Origin of the sequence: Actinotalea alkalitolerans (genome assembly GCF_023369855.1) — a bacterium.
Classification (GTDB): Bacteria; Actinomycetota; Actinomycetes; order Actinomycetales; family Cellulomonadaceae; genus Actinotalea.
Genome location: NZ_JAMBPP010000006.1, coordinates 145,087 through 162,851, shown reverse-complemented (window position 1 = coordinate 162,851; position 17,765 = coordinate 145,087). Strand labels below are relative to the sequence as shown.

The window sequence follows — 17,765 nt, the reverse complement described above, 5'->3', positions numbered from 1 at the left end:
TCAGCGAACCTGCTCGTCGCTACGGATGCCCTCGCCGAGCTCGGCCATCGCCGTGGCGACGGCGTCGAGGGCCGTACTGTCCAGTGCGGTGCTGCGCCATCTGCTGACCGGGAGCATCGGGACGGCGGACCGGCGCGCGACGAGGTACTTGGCCGAGTTCGGATAGGTGTCTGCCATCTGACGCTCGGCCCCGTCCAGGGCGTCCTGGAGCACGCGCGCCTGCGGGCCGTGGAGCCCGCCCGCCAGGGAGCACAGGGAGGCGACGAGGTCCGGGTACACGTTGACCACCCAGCCCGACAGTCCTGCGACCCCGACGGCGAGGGACTCGACGAGGTTCTCGATCCCCGCGTTGAACACCTTCATCGGGGTGCCTGAGCTCGCCTGAACCCTCTCGGCCATGACGGCGACGTCGTGACTCGTCTCCTTGAAGAACAGGAACCTGCCGCTCTGTGCGATCCAGGCGACGGTGTCCGTCGTCAAGATGCGGTGGTAGGGAAGGGGGCACTCGTAGATGCCGAACATGACGCCGGGGTTCGCCTCGAGGATGTGCTCGATCGAGGTGTGCAGGGCTCCTTCGCCGGCGTCTTCTGCCAGCAGCAGGGAGGCGATGAGGACGACGGCGTCGACGCCGGTGTCGGCGAGCCGCGACGCTGCCCGGGCGTGAGAGTCCGGCGGGCCCTCCGCGACGATCGATGCGACCACAGGGACACGGCCGTCGACCTGGTCGACGACCCGTCGGACGATCGCCAGTCGCTCGTCCTCGGTCAGGTCGAACATCTCTCCCGAGAGCGCGACGGCGAACAGCCCGGCTGAACCGAGCTCCACGAGCCAGTCGGTGTACGCGTCCAGAGCTTCCCAGTCGACCGAGAGATCCTCGTGGAAGGGAGTCAGCATGACCGGCCAGGCGCCGTCGGGCAGGAGTTTCACGTTGTGCTTTCCGTCGAAGGAGCGGGTGGTGGGTCAACGACGCGCGTCGAGCGCGTCACGGGGAAGGCCGAGGTCGCGGATGTACTCCGCCAGCTGCTGCAACGGGAGGCCTTCGTGTGCGCCGATCACCTCGGGCTTCCACCGGCTGATCGGTCGGAAGGTCAGCCGTGACCCGACATCGAGGAGGTACTTCGCCGATGACGGGTAGCGGAGGTTCACGGCGTGCTCCGTGACGGTGAGCAGGCGCTGGAGAGCGACGACGGTTGCGGCGTCGCCGGACGCCGCGTGCCGGCACAACCACGAGACAAGGTCGGGATAGACATTGGCGGCGTAGCCGGACAGGCCTGATGCCCCCAGCTGGAGGGAAGGCAGGAGACTCCCGATCGCAGCGTTGTACAGCTTGAGCCGGCTACCGCGCATGACGCTCAGCCGCTCGCCCATGAGCTCGAGGGTGTGGCTGGTGTCCTTGTAGAAGGTGAACCGCCCACTCGCCGCCATCCAGCGGACGGCATCGAGGGACGGTAGGCGCTTGTAGGGGACCGGGCACTCGTAGATCCCCAGGTCCACCCCAGGACTGAGGTCGACGATCGTCCGGACGTTGGCGAGCCAGGTCTCCTCGGTCTCGTCGAGCCCCGCGACGAGCGAGGAGATCAGCACCACCGCCGACACGCCGGTCGCCGCCATCTGCCCGACGCCGACCGCCTGGTCCTCGACCAGGCCACTGTGTACCGACGACGCGACCACGGGGACGCGGCCAGCTGCCCGGTCCACCACCCGAGCCGCGAGCGCGACCCGCTCCTCGTGGGTCAGCTCATACATCTCGCTGGACAGTGCGACCGCGAAGATGCCGGCCGACCCCAGCTCGATGAGCCAGTCGGTGTACGCATCGACACCGTCCCAGTCGATCGAACGATCCTCACAGAAGGGGGTGAGCATGACGGGCCACGCGCCATCGGGGAGCACTGATGATCCGGTCATCGCTCAGCCCTTCAGCGATCCGCTGACGAGGTCCAGCCGCCAGTAGCGCTGCAGGAAGAGGAACAAGAGGATCAGCGGGATGATCGCCAGCAGACAGCCGATGATGACGAGGTTGTAGACGTTCGGCTGGTCGGTTCCTTGGTTCATCATCGAGAAGAAGCCGACGGTGAGCGGGTAGGTCTCCGTGCGGCTGAGCATGATGTACGGGAGCAGGAAGTTGTTCCAGATCCCGACGAACTGCAGGAGGAAGACAGTGATGAGCCCGGGGACCATCGGGAAGATCGCGATGGACCTGAAGATTCGCCACTCGTTCGCCCCGTCCAGCCGTCCAGCCTCCAGCAGCTCCTTGGGCACGACAGCCGAGGCATAGATCCGTGCGAGGTAGATCGAGAACGGGCTGATCATGCACGGGAGCAGGACCGACCAGTAGGTACCGGCGATGCCGATCCTCGACAGGAGCAGGTACTGCGGGATGGCCAGGATCACCCCGGGGATGAGGACGCCGATGAGCAGGAAGTTGAACACCAGCGTCTTGCCGCGGAAGCGGTACTTGGCGAGCCCGTAGCCCGCGCCCGCGGCGACCAGCGTCCCCAGGAGCGCACCTCCTCCCGAGAAGATGACGCTGTTCAGGCTCCAGCGCAGGAAGGCGCCGTCGTTGAACGCCATGAGACCGGTGAAGTTCTCCGCGAGCCCGCCGGTGAAGCTGGGGGCGAGGGTGAACGTCGTGTACAGCTCGCCGGCGCTCTTGGTCGAGGCCGCGACCAGCCAGTAGACCGGTATCAGGCAGTAGACCGCGCCCACCAGCAGGACGAGCGTGGGCCAGACGGGGGCACGTCGCCTGCGGGCCTCAACGGTGCTCATGAGTCCTCACCGAAGGCTCGCTTCTGCAGGATCTTCAGCATCCCGAGTGACGCGACCAGTGTGATCAGGGTGATGACGACGGCGGTCGCAGAGGCCCCGTACAGGTCGTTCGTCACGAATGCGTCGCGATACACGAGCATCATCGGGACCCAGTCCGACCCGATCGAGTTCGTCAAGGTCATGATGGTGTTGGGCTCGCTGAACACCTGCAGGGCTCCGATGATCGCGAAGAGACCGGTGAGAATGATGCCGGGCACGATCAGCGGCAGCTTGATCCTGAGGGCGAGCTGCCGCTCGTTGCAGCCGTCGATGCGTGCCGCCTCGAAGAGCTCCGCCGGGAGACCACGAAGGGAGGTGTAGAGAATCACCATGTTGAACCCGACCGTCCCCCAGATGGTGATGTTCGCGATCGCGAAGAAGATCGAGCCCTGACCCATCAGGTCAGGAGGTGACATCCCGAGGGCGATGAAGGCGGCGCGGATCGGGCTGACGCCTGGTAGGTACATGAATCCCCACATCAGTGCGGCGATCACCCCGGGGACTGCGTAAGGCACGAAGATCGAGATCCGGGAGAATCGCCCGAAGCGCGTGGACGCGTGGTCGAGCAGCAGGGCGAACAGCAGTGCGAGGAGCATCGTCACGGGCACCGCGATGAGGGCGTACACGAGCATCCGACCGATCCCACCCAGCAGAGCTCCGCTGGCGAGGGTGCGGGCATAGTTCTCCACCCCGACGAAGACCTGCGACGAGACGCCGAGTCCTGAGCCCGTCACGCGACGCCCCTGGAAGCTGAGCCACAGCGTGTACAGCAGGGGCGCCGCCAGGAGGCCGGCCGCCAGGAGCAGTGCCGGCGCGACGAAGAGCCAGGGCGCGAGTCTCGGCTCGAGCGAGGTGCGGCGACCGTGCGATGTGCGGCTTCGGGTGAGCGTCGACGACGGGGACGTGTCGGTCGTGTGTGGTTCGGTGATCTGTGAGGCCATCTCGTCATCTCCCTGTGGGCCCCCGCCACGCGGCGGGGGCCCCGTCGGTCTAGTCGAGGGTGTAGCCCTGCCGGGACATGTCGGCGGCCACGACCTCCTGGACTCGCGCCAGCGCGTCGGTGAAGCTCCCACCCGAGGTGATGGCTTCGCTGAAGGCGTCGTTGAACTCGCTGTACGCGTTGGCGACGTTCGGCCCCCACGTCACCACGACCGTCTCCTCGTCGATCTCGGCAGCGAGGTCGTAGTAGCCGTCCTGGTCACCCAGGACGGCGGGCGCGGCTCCCTTGAGCCCGGGCAGCTCACGACCGGCAAGGTTCGCGGGCCAGATGCTTGCGTTCTCGATGTAGGCGGTGAGCGCATCCTCGGAGTTGTTGAGCCAGATGGCGAACTCACGCGCCTCGTCCGGGTAGCGCGTCCCGGTGGTGACCACCGTCGCCGAGCCCCCGAGGACGCCTGAGACCGGTGCCCCCTCGGTCCACTGCGGGATGCGCACGGCCGCCCAGTCCCCTTCGGTACCCGGTGCGTTCTGCGCGATCAGCGGCGGCGCCCACACGGCGCTCAGCCAGCTGGCGAGGGTGCCGTCGGCGATCGCGGCCTGCCATTCGGGGGTCCACGTCTTGAAGGTGGCCACGACTCCTTCGTCGACCAGGCCTTGCCAGTACTCGGCCACCTGCGTGCTCTGCGGACCGTCGATGTCCAGCGTCCAGCCGCCATCGGACTGCGACCACCACTGCGCACCCGCCTGCTGGCTCAGGGCCGCGAAGAGCTGACCGTCGTTCGCAGGGAACGTCGCCAGGTACTTGGACGGATCGGCTGCGTTGATCACCCGAGCCGCATCGGCGTACTGGTCCCACGTCGTGGGTGCCTCGAGGCCGTGCTCGGCGAAGATGTCGGTCCGGTAGAAGAGGAACTGCGGGCTCGTTCCTTGCGGGACCGCGTAGTTCGCCCCGTCGAACGTCGTGAGGTTCCATGCTGCCGGCGCGATCTGCTCCTCATAGCTCTCGAACGCCTCGGTGATGTCCGCCGCGATGTCGTTCACGATCAGGTTCGGAAGGTTCTCGTACGTGGTGTTGGACACGTCGGGAAGGGTTCCCGCCTCCTTGGCTGCCGAGAGCTTGGCAACGATGTCCGCGGCACCCGTGGAGGTGTTGACCTCCACCTGGATGTCGGGGTTCGCCTCGTTCCACACGTCGACGATCGCGCCGATGTTCGGCGCCCAGGACCAGTACCTCAGGACGACCGGGGCTCCTGACTCGGCCTCGGCATCCTGGGGGCTGGCACACGCGGCGAGCATCGACGCGGTGACGGCTCCTGCAACCAAGAGGGCCGCCGTGCGTGGCAGGTGGATTCGCATCTGCATCACTTCCTTGTCATGGCAGGGCTGTGGTGACTCGGGATCTCGTGCGCCGCACTCTCCCGGCGAGGGCTGGCGTGGTGGGCCCTGGGTAGAGTTCCGGAACAACAGTGTTACCGGTAACAATCGGTTTGTTACCGGTAACTTAGCCGCCGCGTCCTGCCATGGCAAGGCCCCGCGTCGCTTTGTCCGGGACCGCCGCTCGAGCTAGGGGTGCACGACGAGGGCGGGTGGGGCCGTCGACTGCCGCTCGACGAGCCGGCTCTCGGGGTAAAGGGGTGGCGGCTCGTCGGGGCGCTCGATCAGACTGATCAAGCTCCGCGCGGCGACCTCCCCTCCGGCAGCGAAGTCGATGTGGACCGTCGTGAGGGGAGGGCAGAAGAACGCCGCCTCCGGGATGTCGTCGACCCCCACGACGCTGACCTCCTCGGGCACCCGTACGCCACGCTCCGCCAGGGCTCTGATCACACCGAGCGCCATCCGGTCGTTCGCCACGAAGACCGCCGTGATCCCGGCGTCGCCGGGCAGCAACCGTGCTGCACGGTGACCGGAGGCCGCCGACCAGTCACCCCGCACGACCTCCGACGACTCGAGACCGTGCTCCTCCAGAAGGGTGCGATACACCGCCTCACGGTTCGCCGCGCTGTCCCAGCCGGTAGGACCCGCGACATGGGCGATGCGTGTGTGACCGAGCTCGAGCAGGTGACGCATCGCGATCTGCGCCGCCCGACTGGTCCCCCGGTACGGACCCGGTCGCAGGTCGACCTCACCGTTCACGTCGAGGAAGACCGGCATTCGGAAGACACTTCTCTCCAGAGCCTCCCGCACGCGCGAGGTCGGCGACGTCGCCAGCAGCCCCGCGACGTCACTGCTGTTGATGGCGCTCAGCCGGCGGACGATCTCGTCGACATCTCCGAGCGGGTCGACGGTCACGATGTCGAGCACGTACCCAGCCTCGGTGGCCACACGGTTCACGCCCTTGAGGACCTTGCTCGTGCTCGACTCGAAGGTCTCGTACCCGACGACCCCGATCCTCCGCGGCCGTGGCCACGCCAGCTCACGCGCCGCAGCGTTCGGTCGGTAGTGGAGAGCTTCCAGTGCGGCCAGGACACGCTCGCGAGTCTCGGGACGCGTGCTGCCGACGCCGCGGAGCACCCGTGACACCGTCTGGTGCGACACGCCCGCGAACCGCGCGACGTCGTAGATCGTCGCTGGCTTGCCGGTGTCCGCCTTCGCAGCCATGGTCCCCTCTCCGCGAGCAACATAGCGGCTGGGTTGGAGGTCAGCGGCAGCCGGCGAGCTGGGCACCGGTCCCGACGGCAGGTGCAGACGGCAGCTGCCGGCACGAGACCAGGGCGAAGCACGGCACCAGCTCGGTGCTGGCCGCGGTCTGCACCGCCACGTCGAGGTGCGCGATCCTGCGGGCGGCGGAGATGGAGGTCAGCCCGATCCGCGTGCCGGCGACCTCGATCTCGACGTGCTCGGCCGGGCCCTCCTGCGGTGCGGCGAACACCGGCGGGAGGCCCAGCGCGGCGTAGAACCGTGCTGCGCCGGCAACGTCCTCGCAGAAGAGGTTGACCTGGACCACGGTCGGCCCGATGGTCGGTTCGTGTCCCACGGGGCCATCGTCCCCCGGTGCACCCCGCCGGTGCCAGCACCCCGGCCGTCCCGGCCACCGACCTCGAGGGCCGCCGGGGCCGCGCTAGCGTTCCGACATGGACGCGGAGATCGCGAGGTGGCGGCTGCACAGCCAGGGCCTGTCCGGTCCCCGAGCCGACTCGGCGGCGCAGGCGGTGGGGAGACTCCTGTGCGTCCAGGCGGAGAACCCCAGCCAGTCGGCGTGGGCGGTCGCCAGCCGCACCGCGGTGCCCGACGCCGACGACCTTGCCACACTCCTGACCTCCGGCGCGGTGGTGCGCACCCACGTCCTGCGCCCCACCTGGCACTACGTGCTCCGGGAGGACGCGGACTGGCTTCTCGCTCTCACCGGCCCTCGGGTGCGCGGCCTGGTCGAGCGGCAGCTGGTGAGCGACGTCGGCCTGCGCACCGGCGAGCTCGAGGCGCTGGGAGGCGCAGTGCTCGAGGCGCTGGCCGCCACCCCCGACCTCACTCGCCCCGAGGTGGCTGAGGCAGTCCGCGAACGACTGCCCGCCCTCGGGAGCCGTCTCACCGGTCAGGTCCTCATGCTCCTCATGGCGTACCTCGAGCTGGACCGGCTCGTGTGCAGCGGGCGGCCCGTGGACGGCGAGCACACGTACGCCACGTGGGCGGACCGGGTCGTCGACCGCACCGAGCTCGCCGACGGTGACCGCGAGGAGCACCTGGGCCGGCTCGCGCTGCGCTACCTGACCGGCCACGGGCCGGCGACGGTCAAGGACCTGGCCTACTGGGCGACCCTCACCCTCGGTGACGCGCGACTCGGCGTCGAGGCCGCACGTCACCGGCTCGAGTCGTTCGAGCACGACGGGCGCCTCTACTGGCACGCAGCAGGCACGCCGCGCCCGGTCGGAACGGTCGATCCCGCCGGTCACCTCCTGCAGGTCCTCGACGAGATCTACCGCGGGTACCAGGACTCGCGATGGATGATCGACGCCGAAGGGATCGTGCCGCGCACCCGTGAGGCGGCCATCGGCATGGCGCTGGTCGACGGCCAGCTCGTCGCCGGGATGAGGCGGACGCTGCACCGGACCCGGGTCCAGCTCGACATCCGCCCCTACCGGCGCCTCACGTCGGGCGAGCGGGCCGCCATCGACGCCGCCGCCGAACGGTACGGGCACTACCTCGGGCTGGAACCCGACGTCGTCGTCCCACCGAGCCCCTGACGCGATGCGTCAAGGGCGTCAGGAACCCTCGGTGACCTGGTAGATCTCGTCGGCGACGAGGCCGTGCGCCTCGCGGTGCACCGTCGCCGCCGCGCCGGCGTCGGGGGCGTCGACCAGGCAGAAGATCTTGCCCTCGGCCTCGTCGACCCAGTAGCGCAGATAGCTGACCTCATGGGGCACCTGAGCCCGCAGGTCGGCCTGGTGCGCGGTGGCGACGTCGGCCGCGCCGACCCCGCCGTCGATCGTGTGAACATCCATGAACAGGGGCATCGTCGTTCCCTTCTCCCGGTCCGCCAGACCTCCGACACGGTGTGTCAGGATGAGTCTCGTGGGCGAGGTGATCGCCGGGAATGACCGCAGCGCTGCCGCACATGACCAAGGCGCCACGCAGTACCCCGACCTGCTCGCCGAGCCCCTCGGCCCGGTCCGCCTCGAGGGCGCCGTCTTCCTGCGAGCCGAGTACCACGAGGGCTGGGCGTACTCCTCGATGCCCGGCCGCGCGACCGCGAGCCTGCTCCACCCGGGCTCGCAGCGCGTGCTGCTCTTCCACCTGGTCGCCTCGGGCGCGTGCTGGGTGGCGCTGTCCGACGGCGAACGGCACTGGGCAGGGGCCGGAGACGTCATCGTGCTGCCCTACGGGGACGAGCACACGATGGGTGGGATCCAGGATGCCGAGGTCGTGCCGATCGCCAGCTTCATCCCACCGACCCCGTGGACCGAGATGCCCGTGCTCCGCCGCGGAGTGGGTGAGGGCGAACATCGCCTACGCGCTCGCGCACACCGCGCCGACCCCCGCCCCGCTCGCCGCCAGGCTCTCCGAGCTGCTCCTGATCGAGGTGCTGCGCCTGCACCTGGCGTCCGCCCCGGCTGCCCGGACCGGTTGGGCGACGGCACTGCGTGACCCGGTGCTGGCACCCGCGCTGGCGGCGATCCATCACGACCCGGGCCATCACTGGACGGTCGCCGAGCTCGCACGGACCGGCTCGGTCTCCCGGTCCGCACTCGGCGAACGGTTCCGGCTGGTGCTGGGCCGGTCGCCGATGCGCTACGTCGCGCAGTGGCGCGTCCACCGGGCGCGGGACCTGCTCGCGACCACCGACCTCGGCGTCGCCGCGGTGGGTCGCCGGGTGGGCTACGAGGCCGAGGAGGCGTTCAGCCGCGCGTTCAAGCGCAGCACCGGCACCTCACCCCGCGACTGGCGGGCCGAGCACCGGGTGGACGTCACCGCGGTGCGGTCCGCACCCCGATGAGATCCGGGTGGCCCGCGGGTCTGCCCAGGTGACCAGGGCGACGCACCGCGCCGCCGTCGACAGGCACCATGGAGGCACTCATGACGACCACACCGATCACGACCGGCACCCCACGGCCCGGCCTCCCGCCCGTCGCCGACCTCGCCACCTGGCAGGCCGCCCGCGACGACCTCCTGGTCCAGGAGAAGGCGCACACCCGGGCGGGCGACGCCCTCGCGGCGGCGCGTCGCAGGCTGCCGATGGTCGAGCTGGACGCGACCACCGAGGTCGTGGGACCTGACGGCACGGTCCCGTTCCTGAGCCTGTTCCAGGGTCGCGACGAGCTCCTGGTCTACAAGCACATGTGGCACGACGGCGCGCCGCACCAGGGGCAGTGCGAGGGCTGCACCTACACCGCCTGGCACCTCAAGGACGCCGCCTACCTCAACGCCCGCGGCGTCTCGTTCGCCATCCTCACCACGGGTCCGTGGGACGAGGTGGCGCCCTTCGTGGAGTTCATGGGGTACACCCAGCCCTGGTACTCGGTGCGCGGGGTGGAGCCGCCGGTCGGCGACGACATGGGCTCCTTCGCGTGCTACCTGCGCGACGGCGACCGCGCGTTCCTCACGTACGCCACGACCGGGCGGGGCGTCGAGGCGGCCGTCGCGTCGTTCGGCCTGCTCGACATGACTCCCCGGGGTCGCGGCGAGGCGTGGGAGGAGACTCCCGACGGCTGGCCCGAGGGCCGCGACGCCTGCTGGTACTGGCGGTCGGACGCCGACGGGAACGCCCTGTGGGCCGAGACGACCCGTCCCGTGCCCCAGTGGACCCGCCCGGGCGCGACCCCCGTGGACACCCTCGGCCGGCACGGCGCCCACCACTGACCGGAAGGAGACCACATGGCTGCCACACCCGACATCCGGCCGGTCGGCGACCTGCCGGACGAGCCACCCCTACAGCGGGCGGGCGTGCTCGGACGCGACGGGTCGGACCGCCCCGACACCCAGGGCGCGGGTCGAGTCGCGCACGACCAGCCGTGTGGCGAGCGGGGTGTCGGTCGTCTCGTCCTGGCCCTCCTCGAGGGTCACGAGCAGCTTCTGCACCATGAGCTCACCCAGGGCCGAGAAGTTCTGCCGCACGGTCGTCAACGGCGGGTACAGGAACGCGGCCTCGGGGATGTCGTCGAAGCCGACCAGGCTGATGTCACCGGGCACGTTCAGCGAACGCTCGCGCAGCGCGGACATCACTCCCAGGGCCATGAGGTCGCTCGAGGCGAAGACCGCCATCCCGGGCTCGAGGTCCATCTCCTTGCCGAGCCGGTAGCCGGCCTCGGCCGTCCAGTCACCGTAGGCCAGGTCGACGACGGGCAGCCCGCGCTCGGCGAGCTCGTCGCGCCAGCCGCGCACCCGCTCGACGGCGTCGGCGGCACGGGCGGGTCCAGCGATGTGGGCGATCCGCGTGTGACCGAGCTCGGCGAGGTGCCGCACCGCTGCCCGCGCACCCCGGTACTGGTCGATCTGGACCAGCAGGGGGCTGCGGCGCGCCGAGGACGCCGCGGCGACCACGGGGATCGCCAGGTCGAGCTCGCGCACCATCTCGAGCACCCCGATGTCCATGACGATCAGCGCGATGCCGTCGACCCGCTGGCGCAGCAGACCCTCGATCGCGGCCCGCACCCCGCCCGGGTCGTCGTCGACGGTCGTGACCGTGTCGACGCTGTAGCGGACGGCGCGCGCAGCCATCGAGAAGTGCATCCCGATGCGCGTGGGACCGTAGTCGGAGACCGCTGGGGCGATGAGTCCGAGCGTGCGGGTGCGCCGCGAGACCAGGGAGCGGGCCGCCGGTGACGGGCTGTACCGCAGCTGGGCGATCGCGTGCTCGACCCGTTCACGCGTCGCGGGGCGGACGTTCGGCAGCCCGTTGATCACCCGGGAGACGGTCTGGTGCGACACCCCGGCGAGACGGGCGACGTCGAAGATGTTCGCGGCGCGGGCGGGCTTGTCGTCGGTCATGGTCAGCCCTCCTGCTCGTCAGGGCTCGCGACGAGCGCCAGCAGGGAGTTGACGGTCATGTCCGTCGAGTCGAGGGTCTCGACGACCCGCCCCTCACGCAGGATCGCGACCCGGTCACCGACGCGCAGCACCTCCTCGAGCTCGGCCGAGATGAACAGCACCGACAACCCGTTGTCCGCGAGCTCGCCGACGAGGTTCTGGATCTCGACCTTCGCCCCGACGTCGATGCCCCGGGTCGGCTCGTCGAGCACGAGCACACGCGGGGAGAGGGCGAGGAGCCGGGCGAGCAGCACCTTCTGCTGGTTCCCGCCCGAGAGCGTCCCCGCGGGGCGGTCGAGGTCGGCGGGCCGGACGCCGAGCGCCTCGACCCAGCTCTGGGCGAGCTCGCGCTGGCGCGCGGGCCGGATGCGCCGGAAGATGCCGCGCTGCGCCTGGACCGCGAGCGTGATGTTGTCCAGCACGGACAGCTCACCCAGGATGCCCTCGGCGAGGCGGTTCTCCGAGGAGTACACGACGCCCAGCGAGATGGCTCGCTGGGGCGAGTCGAGGCTCACGGGCTGACCCTCGATCCGGATGATGCCCGCGTCGACCCGTGAGATGCCGGTCAGCGCCCGGGCGAGCGCCGTCCGACCGGAGCCGAGCAGACCGGCGACGCCCACGACCTCACCCTCACCCAGGTCGACGTCCGCCCCGGTGATCCCCGGCGCCGAACCGAGCCCGCGCGCGCTGAGGAACACCGGGCCCGTCGGCTCGTCGACCGCGGTGCGCTGACGCGTCTTGAAGTCCGAGGCGTCCCTGCCGAGCATCTTGTGCACGAGGTCGATGCGCAGGAGCTGGCGGGTCAGGTACTCACCGACGAGCTTGCCGTCCCGCAGCACCGTCACGCGGTCGCAGATCTCGTAGACCTGGTCCAGGAAGTGCGAGACGAACAGGATGGCGACCCCGCGGTCCCGCAGCTCGCGGATGATCCGGAACAGCTCGGCGACCTCGTCGAGGTCGAGGCTCGAGGTCGGCTCGTCCAGGACGAGCACCCGGACGTCGGTCGAGATGGCCCGGGCGATCGCGACGAGCTGCTGCACGGCCACCGAGTGGGTGCCCAGCACCGAGGCCGGGTCGATGTCCAGACCGAGGTCGGCGAGGACCTCCCGGGCTCGCGCCCGCATCATCCGCTGGCTCACGACCCCCCGCGAGCGCGGCTCGCGGCCCAGCAGGATGTTCTCGGCGACCGACAGGTTCGGCAGGAGCTCGATCTCCTGGTAGACCGTGCTGAGGCCGGCGCGCTGGGCGTCCTGCGGGGTGGCGAACTCGACCTCCTGACCGTCCAGCACGAGCGTGCCCGCATCGAGTGCGAGCACGCCCGTGATGGCCTTGATCAGCGTGGACTTCCCCGCGCCGTTCTCCCCCATCAAGGAGTGCACCTCGCCGGGGAACATCCGGAAGGAGACGTCGTCGAGGGCCGCGTCGGCACCGAAGCGCACCGTCGCGCCGGTCAGCTCGAGCAACGGCTGCGCCCGCTCGGCCTGGTCCATCGCCCCATTATCGCGAGCCGCACGGTGTACGGCTGACATCGCGCTGTCCGCGGCGGCTATCTTCGGTGCTCCGAGCGGGCGACGATCACTCGCTGGACCACGATGAACAGCAGCAGCAGACCACCGACGATGATCTGCATCCACGACTGCTCGGCCCCCATGAACGAGATGATCGTCTTGATGGTGCCGAAGACGAGCACCCCGATGAGCGAGCCGAGCACGTACCCGCGACCACCGGTCAGCAGCGTGCCGCCGATGACCACCGCGGCGATCGCATCCAGCTCGGTGCCGATGCCGTTGCGCGGGTACCCCGCCCCTGAGTACGCGGTGAGCACCAGACCGGCCAGGCCCCCGCAGAACCCGCTGATGACGTACACCGTCACCTTGGTCCGTGCGACGCCCAGGCCCATCAGCCGCGCGGACTGCTCGCTGCCGCCGATCGCGTAGACCGTCCGCCCGAACCGGGTCAGGTGCAGGACGAACGCCGCCAGGGCGACGATCAGCAGGGCGAGGATCCCTGTGGGCGTGACGTACCAGTCACCGAGCCTGATCCGGTTCTGCTGCAGCCACAGGACCGCGGGCTGCTCGACCCGGATCGAGGACAGGCTCACCACGAAGGCGAGCCCACGCGCCAGGAACAGCCCTGCGAGCGAGGCGATGAACGGCTGGACGTTGAAGTACTGCACGAGCACACCGATGAGCAGCCCGATCGCTGACCCGCCCGCGAGCATCGCCGGGACGGCGACCCACACCGGTACCCCGGCGGCGAGCAGCTGCGAGCCCAGGATCCCGGTGAAGGCCATCACCGAGCCGACCGAGAGGTCGATGCCACCCGTGAGGATCACGAACGTCATGCCGACCGCGAGGATCAACAGGTACGCGTTGTCGAGCAGCAGCGCGGACAGGGTCCGTGCCGTGACGAAGTCGCCCCGCAGGAACGCCTCGGCACCCACGAGCAGCAGCGCGAGGATGACCACGGCCGCGAAGCTCGGGGTCATCGCGGCGTGCCGGCTCATGAACGTCTCGACCCGGGAGACGGGACGCTCCGCGCGCACCGTCCTGGTCGCGGTCGCCGTCGCACTCATGCCGACACCTCCGTCCGTTCCAGGTCGGCGATGTCGCGCGACCGTGCCTTCCTGCTCCTGGCGCCGAGGGCGCTGCGCACCCTCGGTGACTGCACCGTCACCACCGCGACCACGACCAGCGCGAAGACCACCGGGCTCTGTGCCGAGGGGACGCCGAGGAACAGGATCGTGGAGTCGAGCGTCTGGATGATGAGCACGCCGATCACGGTGCCGGCGATCGAGAACTTGCCGCCCGCGAGCGAGGTGCCCCCGAGTACCACCGCGAGGATCGCGTACAGCTCGATGAACAGCCCGGCCGCGTTCGCGTCAGCGGCCTTGATGTTGGAGGCGTAGATGATCCCCGCCACCCCGGCGAAGGCACCGCTGACGATGTAGGCACCCCAGATGATGCCGCGCGAGCGCACACCGGCGAGCCGGCTCGCCTCGGGGTTGATGCCGACGGCCTCGGTGAGCACCCCCAGGGCCGTGCGCCGTTCGACGACGGCGATCACTGCGATGGCGGCCACCGAGATGAAGAACGCGAACGGCAGCACCGTGAGGTAGCCGCTGGCGATGTAGGCGAACGGCGCGGAGTTGACCGTCGTGATGAACCCACCGGTGATCAGCAGCGCGACACCCCGCCCGGCGAGCATGAGCACGAGGGTCGCGATGATCGGCTGGATCTTCAGCACCGCGACCAGGAAGCCGTTCCACGCTCCCAGCACCAGGGCGACCAGGATGGCCACCCCGACGGCGACGAGCACGGTGCCGACGTTGCCCGGGTCGTTCGAGCCGTCGATCACGGTCAGCGCGACGGCGCCGGACACCGCCATGATCGCCCCGACCGACAGGTCGATCCCTCGGGTCGCGATGACGATCGTCATGCCCAGCGCCACGAGCATGAGCGGGGCGCTGTTGCGCAGGATGTTGATGAGCGCCCCGTACAGCTCGGCGTCACGCACCGTGATCATGAGGAACCGCGGCCGCACGATCGAGTTGATGGTGATCAGCGCGACCAGGGCCGCACTGGGCCAGAAGAGCCGGTGCCGCCAGATGCGCGTCATGCCGCACTCCCCTTGCCCTCGTTGGCGATGTACTCGATGAGCCCGTCGAGGTCCACCTCCGAGGAGTCGACCTCGCCGATCTTCCTGCGGTCCCGCAGCACCGCGATCCGCTGCGCCAATCGAAGCACCTCCTCGAGCTCGGAGGAGATGAAGATGACCGCGAGCCCGCGTGCGGAGAGCTCGGAGACCTTGCGCTGGATGTCGGCCTTGGCACCCACGTCGATGCCCCGGGTCGGTTCGTCCAGGACGAGCAGCTCGGGTGCGGTCGCGAGCCACCGGGCGAGCAGCACCTTCTGCTGGTTGCCGCCGGACAGGTTCCCCACGACGGCGTCGGGGTCGGCCGGTCGCACCCCGAGGGCCTGGATGTACTCGGCGACCAGGGCGTCCTGCTCGCTCCTGCGGACCTTGCGGGTCCACCCCTTGCGGGCCTGGATGCCCAGGACGATGTTCTCCGCGACGGTCAGGTCCGCCACGATGCCCTCGCCGCGACGGTCCTCGGAGGAGAACGAGATGCGATGGTCGATCGCGTGCCGCGGGGAGGTCATCCTGGTGGGCGTCCCGTGCACGCTGACCTGGCCGGTGTCGGCCCGGTCCGCCCCGTACAGCAGCCGCACGAGCTCGGTGCGGCCCGAGCCGAGCAGCCCGGCGAGCCCCACGACCTCGCCGGGGTAGACCTCGAGGTCGGCGGGTTCGAGAACACCGCGCCTGCCCAGACCCTCGGCACGCAGGACCGGCTCGGCCGAGCGGTCGATGGCGCGGTGGGCCGTCCGGGACAGCGCGTCGAGGTCTTCGAGCTCCCGACCGATCATCTTGGTCACGAGGGCGTCACGCGGCAGGGTCGCAGCGACGTACTCGCCCACGAGCGCGCCGTTGCGCAGCACGGTGATGCGGTCGGAGATCTCGTAGACCTGGTCCAGGAAGTGGGAGACGAAGAGGATCGCGACCCCGGAGTCGCGCAGGTCGCGGATCACTGCGAACAGCTGCTCGACCTCGTCGCGGTCCAGGCTCGACGTCGGCTCGTCGAGGATGAGCACCTTGGCCTCGAGCACCATCGCGCGGCTGATCGCGACGAGCTGCTGGATCGCGATCGAGTGGGTGGAGAGCAGCGATCGTGGGTCGATCCCCAGGCTCAGGCCCTGAAGGTGGCGGGCGGCCGCGGCGTGGGTGCCCCGCCAGTCGATCGCGCCGCCGCGGCGCTGCTCGTGCCCGAGCATGACGTTCTCACCGACGGTGAGGTTGGGACAGAGGTTGACCTCCTGGTAGACGGTCGAGATGCCCGCGGCCTGGGCCTCGGCCGTGGTCGCGAACGTCCGCTCGGCCCCCGCGACCGTGACCGTCCCGCTGTCCACCGCGTAGACCCCGGTGAGCGCCTTGATGAGGGTGGACTTGCCGGCCCCGTTCTCGCCCATGAGCGAGTGGACCTCGCCGGGGCGCAGCAGGAAGTCAACGTGGTCGAGCGCGAGCACCCCGGGGAACCGGATGGTGATGCCGCGCATCTCGACGATCGGGGTGGCTTCGGTGGTGGGCATGGCGGTCATGCATCTCCCTCGTCGGTGCGGGCGGTGACGACGTCGGGTCCCATCCAGGACCCGGCGTCGTCACCGCCGCGGACTACGTCTCGCGACGTGCGGCTCAGTACGTCCGGTCCGGCAGGGCGGCCTTCGCGGCCTCCTGGTCGAACGCCTGGTCCTCGACGATGGTCCGCTTGTCCACCGTCTCACCGGCGAGCACGGCCTTGACCAGCGCAGCAGCCTTGTCGCCGAGCAGCGGGTTGCACTCGACGATGTAGTTGATCTTGCCGTCGACCAGTGCCTGCATGCCGTCCCGCACCGCGTCGATCGAGACGATCTTGATGTCGACGCCGGGCTCCGCACCGGCGGCCTCGATCGCCTCGATGGCACCGAGGGCCATGTCGTCGTTGTGCGCGTAGACGAGGTCGATGCCGTCGGCGCCGAACTTCTGCAGGAACCCCTCCATAACCGACTTGCCGCCGTCACGGGTGAAGTCGCCCGTCTGGGAGTCGATCTTCTCGATCGGCGTGCCCTCGATGGCCGCGTCGAAGCCGTCCGCCCGGTTGTTCGCCGGGGCCGAGCCCGTCGTCCCCTCCAGGACGACCATCGTGGTGGGCTCGGTGAAGGTCTCCGCCGCCCACTCCCCCGCCATCTGGCCCTCGAGGGTGAAGTCGAGACCGACCCAGCTGGCGTAGAGGTCGTCCGACGCCGTGACCGTGCGGTCCTCGAGGATCACCGGGATGTCCGCGTCCTTGGCCTCCTGCAGGACGTCGTCCCACCCGTCCTCGACGATCGGCGCGATGACGATCGCGTCGACGCCCTGGTTGATGAACGAGCGCACCGCAGCGATCTGGGCCGCGGGGTCGTTGTCCGCTGCGTTGAACACCAGGTCGAACCCGTTCTCAGCGGAGAACGCCGTCTTCATGGACTCGGTGTTCGCGCTGCGCCAGCCGCTCTCCGAGCCCGTCTGGGCGAAGCCCACCGTGATGGCGTCGCCGCCACCACCACCTTCGCCGGGCGTGGCGCCGTCGCCGTCGCCGTCGCCGGACGAGCATCCGGCTGCGGTGAGGGCGATGACCCCCACCAGTGCCAGCTTGGACAAGATCTGCTTCCGCATCTCCAAGAACCTCCTCGTTCTGGACCGGCGTCATCGCCAGCGTCGGGTGCCTCCCTGCGAGCCCGCACTGCGAGCCATGTGATGAATATTAGCGTTAACATTCGGACCCAGGACAATGTGTCCGAGGTCACAGTTGGGTAACACAATCGGCCTCGACCTGGACAGAACGCGACAGCGAGGCGAGATGTGACGCACCGCCAGTCCTCACATCTGTCCAAACACCTGGCGCGAGCGTTCTGCCGCGCACGGCGCCCTCCCCGACGCCTCGGGCACCCTCCAGGACGGACTCCGGGAGATCCGGATGGTCCGCGCCGTGC

18 protein-coding genes are annotated in these 17,765 nt (G+C 69.8%); 4 read left to right on the top strand and 14 right to left on the bottom strand.

Going from position 1 to position 17,765, the window contains the following annotated elements:
* The 7 genes from M1R94_RS09330 to M1R94_RS09300 form a co-directional block, all read right to left on the bottom strand.
* Nucleotides 1-927 (bottom strand): dihydrodipicolinate synthase family protein, encoded by a 927-nt coding sequence (locus tag M1R94_RS09330; protein ID WP_249381418.1) that lies wholly within the window; start codon nucleotides 925-927, stop codon nucleotides 1-3.
* 33 nt (nucleotides 928-960) lie between these two features.
* Nucleotides 961-1,905, bottom strand: a complete 945-nt coding sequence (locus M1R94_RS09325; protein ID WP_249381417.1) for a dihydrodipicolinate synthase family protein — start codon at nucleotides 1,903-1,905, stop codon at nucleotides 961-963.
* 3 nt (nucleotides 1,906-1,908) lie between these two features.
* The gene (locus tag M1R94_RS09320; RefSeq protein WP_249381416.1) at nucleotides 1,909-2,766 is read right to left on the bottom strand and encodes a carbohydrate ABC transporter permease; all 858 of its coding nucleotides are present in this window, start codon (nucleotides 2,764-2,766) and stop codon (nucleotides 1,909-1,911) included.
* Nucleotides 2,763-3,746 carry a carbohydrate ABC transporter permease gene (locus tag M1R94_RS09315; protein ID WP_249381415.1) on the bottom strand — a complete coding sequence of 328 codons (984 nt, stop codon included), beginning with the start codon at nucleotides 3,744-3,746 and terminating at the stop codon, nucleotides 2,763-2,765. The genes M1R94_RS09320 and M1R94_RS09315 overlap by 4 nt, the downstream gene beginning before the upstream one ends.
* Before the next feature lie 49 nt (nucleotides 3,747-3,795).
* Complete coding sequence (locus M1R94_RS09310; RefSeq protein ID WP_249381414.1) at nucleotides 3,796-5,100, bottom strand: ABC transporter substrate-binding protein; 1,305 nt, start codon at nucleotides 5,098-5,100, stop codon at nucleotides 3,796-3,798.
* Between the two features lie 207 nt (nucleotides 5,101-5,307).
* Nucleotides 5,308-6,342 (bottom strand): LacI family DNA-binding transcriptional regulator, encoded by a 1,035-nt coding sequence (locus tag M1R94_RS09305; RefSeq protein ID WP_249381413.1) that lies wholly within the window; start codon nucleotides 6,340-6,342, stop codon nucleotides 5,308-5,310.
* Nucleotides 6,343-6,382: 40 nt separating this feature from the next.
* A complete protein-coding gene (locus tag M1R94_RS09300; protein ID WP_249381412.1) occupies nucleotides 6,383-6,718 on the bottom strand; it encodes a VOC family protein in 336 nt (111 codons plus the stop codon).
* Nucleotides 6,719-6,815: 97 nt separating this feature from the next.
* On the opposite strand from M1R94_RS09300, the gene M1R94_RS09295 reads away from it, so the two are divergent.
* Nucleotides 6,816-7,922, top strand: a complete 1,107-nt coding sequence (locus tag M1R94_RS09295) for a winged helix DNA-binding domain-containing protein (protein ID WP_249381411.1) — start codon at nucleotides 6,816-6,818, stop codon at nucleotides 7,920-7,922.
* Between the two features lie 18 nt (nucleotides 7,923-7,940).
* Here the strand turns inward: M1R94_RS09295 and M1R94_RS09290 are convergent, their stop codons facing one another.
* Complete coding sequence (locus tag M1R94_RS09290; RefSeq protein WP_249381410.1) at nucleotides 7,941-8,180, bottom strand: DUF4242 domain-containing protein; 240 nt, start codon at nucleotides 8,178-8,180, stop codon at nucleotides 7,941-7,943.
* A 61-nt stretch (nucleotides 8,181-8,241) separates the two neighbouring features.
* Between M1R94_RS09290 and M1R94_RS09285 the strand changes: the two genes are divergently transcribed.
* The 3 genes from M1R94_RS09285 (at nucleotide 8,242) to M1R94_RS09275 (ending at nucleotide 10,035) form a co-directional block, all read left to right on the top strand.
* Nucleotides 8,242-8,823, top strand: a complete 582-nt coding sequence (locus M1R94_RS09285; RefSeq protein WP_249381409.1) for a cupin domain-containing protein — start codon at nucleotides 8,242-8,244, stop codon at nucleotides 8,821-8,823.
* A 4-nt stretch (nucleotides 8,824-8,827) separates the two neighbouring features.
* Nucleotides 8,828-9,172 carry a helix-turn-helix domain-containing protein gene (locus M1R94_RS09280; RefSeq protein WP_249381408.1) on the top strand — a complete coding sequence of 115 codons (345 nt, stop codon included), beginning with the start codon at nucleotides 8,828-8,830 and terminating at the stop codon, nucleotides 9,170-9,172.
* 80 nt (nucleotides 9,173-9,252) lie between these two features.
* Nucleotides 9,253-10,035, top strand: a complete 783-nt coding sequence (locus M1R94_RS09275; RefSeq protein ID WP_249381407.1) for a DUF899 family protein — start codon at nucleotides 9,253-9,255, stop codon at nucleotides 10,033-10,035.
* A 69-nt stretch (nucleotides 10,036-10,104) separates the two neighbouring features.
* Here the strand turns inward: M1R94_RS09275 and M1R94_RS09270 are convergent, their stop codons facing one another.
* From M1R94_RS09270 to M1R94_RS09245, 6 genes are all read right to left on the bottom strand, one after another.
* Complete coding sequence (locus M1R94_RS09270; protein WP_249381406.1) at nucleotides 10,105-11,163, bottom strand: LacI family DNA-binding transcriptional regulator; 1,059 nt, start codon at nucleotides 11,161-11,163, stop codon at nucleotides 10,105-10,107.
* Between the two features lie 2 nt (nucleotides 11,164-11,165).
* Entirely contained in the window at nucleotides 11,166-12,692 is a 1,527-nt protein-coding gene (locus M1R94_RS09265; RefSeq protein ID WP_249381405.1) for a sugar ABC transporter ATP-binding protein, read from the bottom strand.
* A 56-nt stretch (nucleotides 12,693-12,748) separates the two neighbouring features.
* The gene (locus M1R94_RS09260; RefSeq protein ID WP_249381404.1) at nucleotides 12,749-13,777 is read right to left on the bottom strand and encodes an ABC transporter permease subunit; all 1,029 of its coding nucleotides are present in this window, start codon (nucleotides 13,775-13,777) and stop codon (nucleotides 12,749-12,751) included.
* Nucleotides 13,774-14,820: an ABC transporter permease gene (locus M1R94_RS09255; protein WP_249381403.1), complete on the bottom strand. Its 1,047-nt coding sequence runs from the start codon at nucleotides 14,818-14,820 to the stop codon at nucleotides 13,774-13,776. The genes M1R94_RS09260 and M1R94_RS09255 overlap by 4 nt, the downstream gene beginning before the upstream one ends.
* Nucleotides 14,817-16,358, bottom strand: coding sequence for a sugar ABC transporter ATP-binding protein (locus M1R94_RS09250; RefSeq protein WP_249381402.1), 1,542 nt, complete (start codon nucleotides 16,356-16,358; stop codon nucleotides 14,817-14,819). Before M1R94_RS09250 ends, M1R94_RS09255 begins: the two co-directional genes overlap by 4 nt.
* Nucleotides 16,359-16,452: 94 nt before the next feature.
* Complete coding sequence (locus M1R94_RS09245) at nucleotides 16,453-17,448, bottom strand: ABC transporter substrate-binding protein (RefSeq protein ID WP_249381401.1); 996 nt, start codon at nucleotides 17,446-17,448, stop codon at nucleotides 16,453-16,455.
* Between the last annotated feature and the right edge of the window lie 317 nt (nucleotides 17,449-17,765).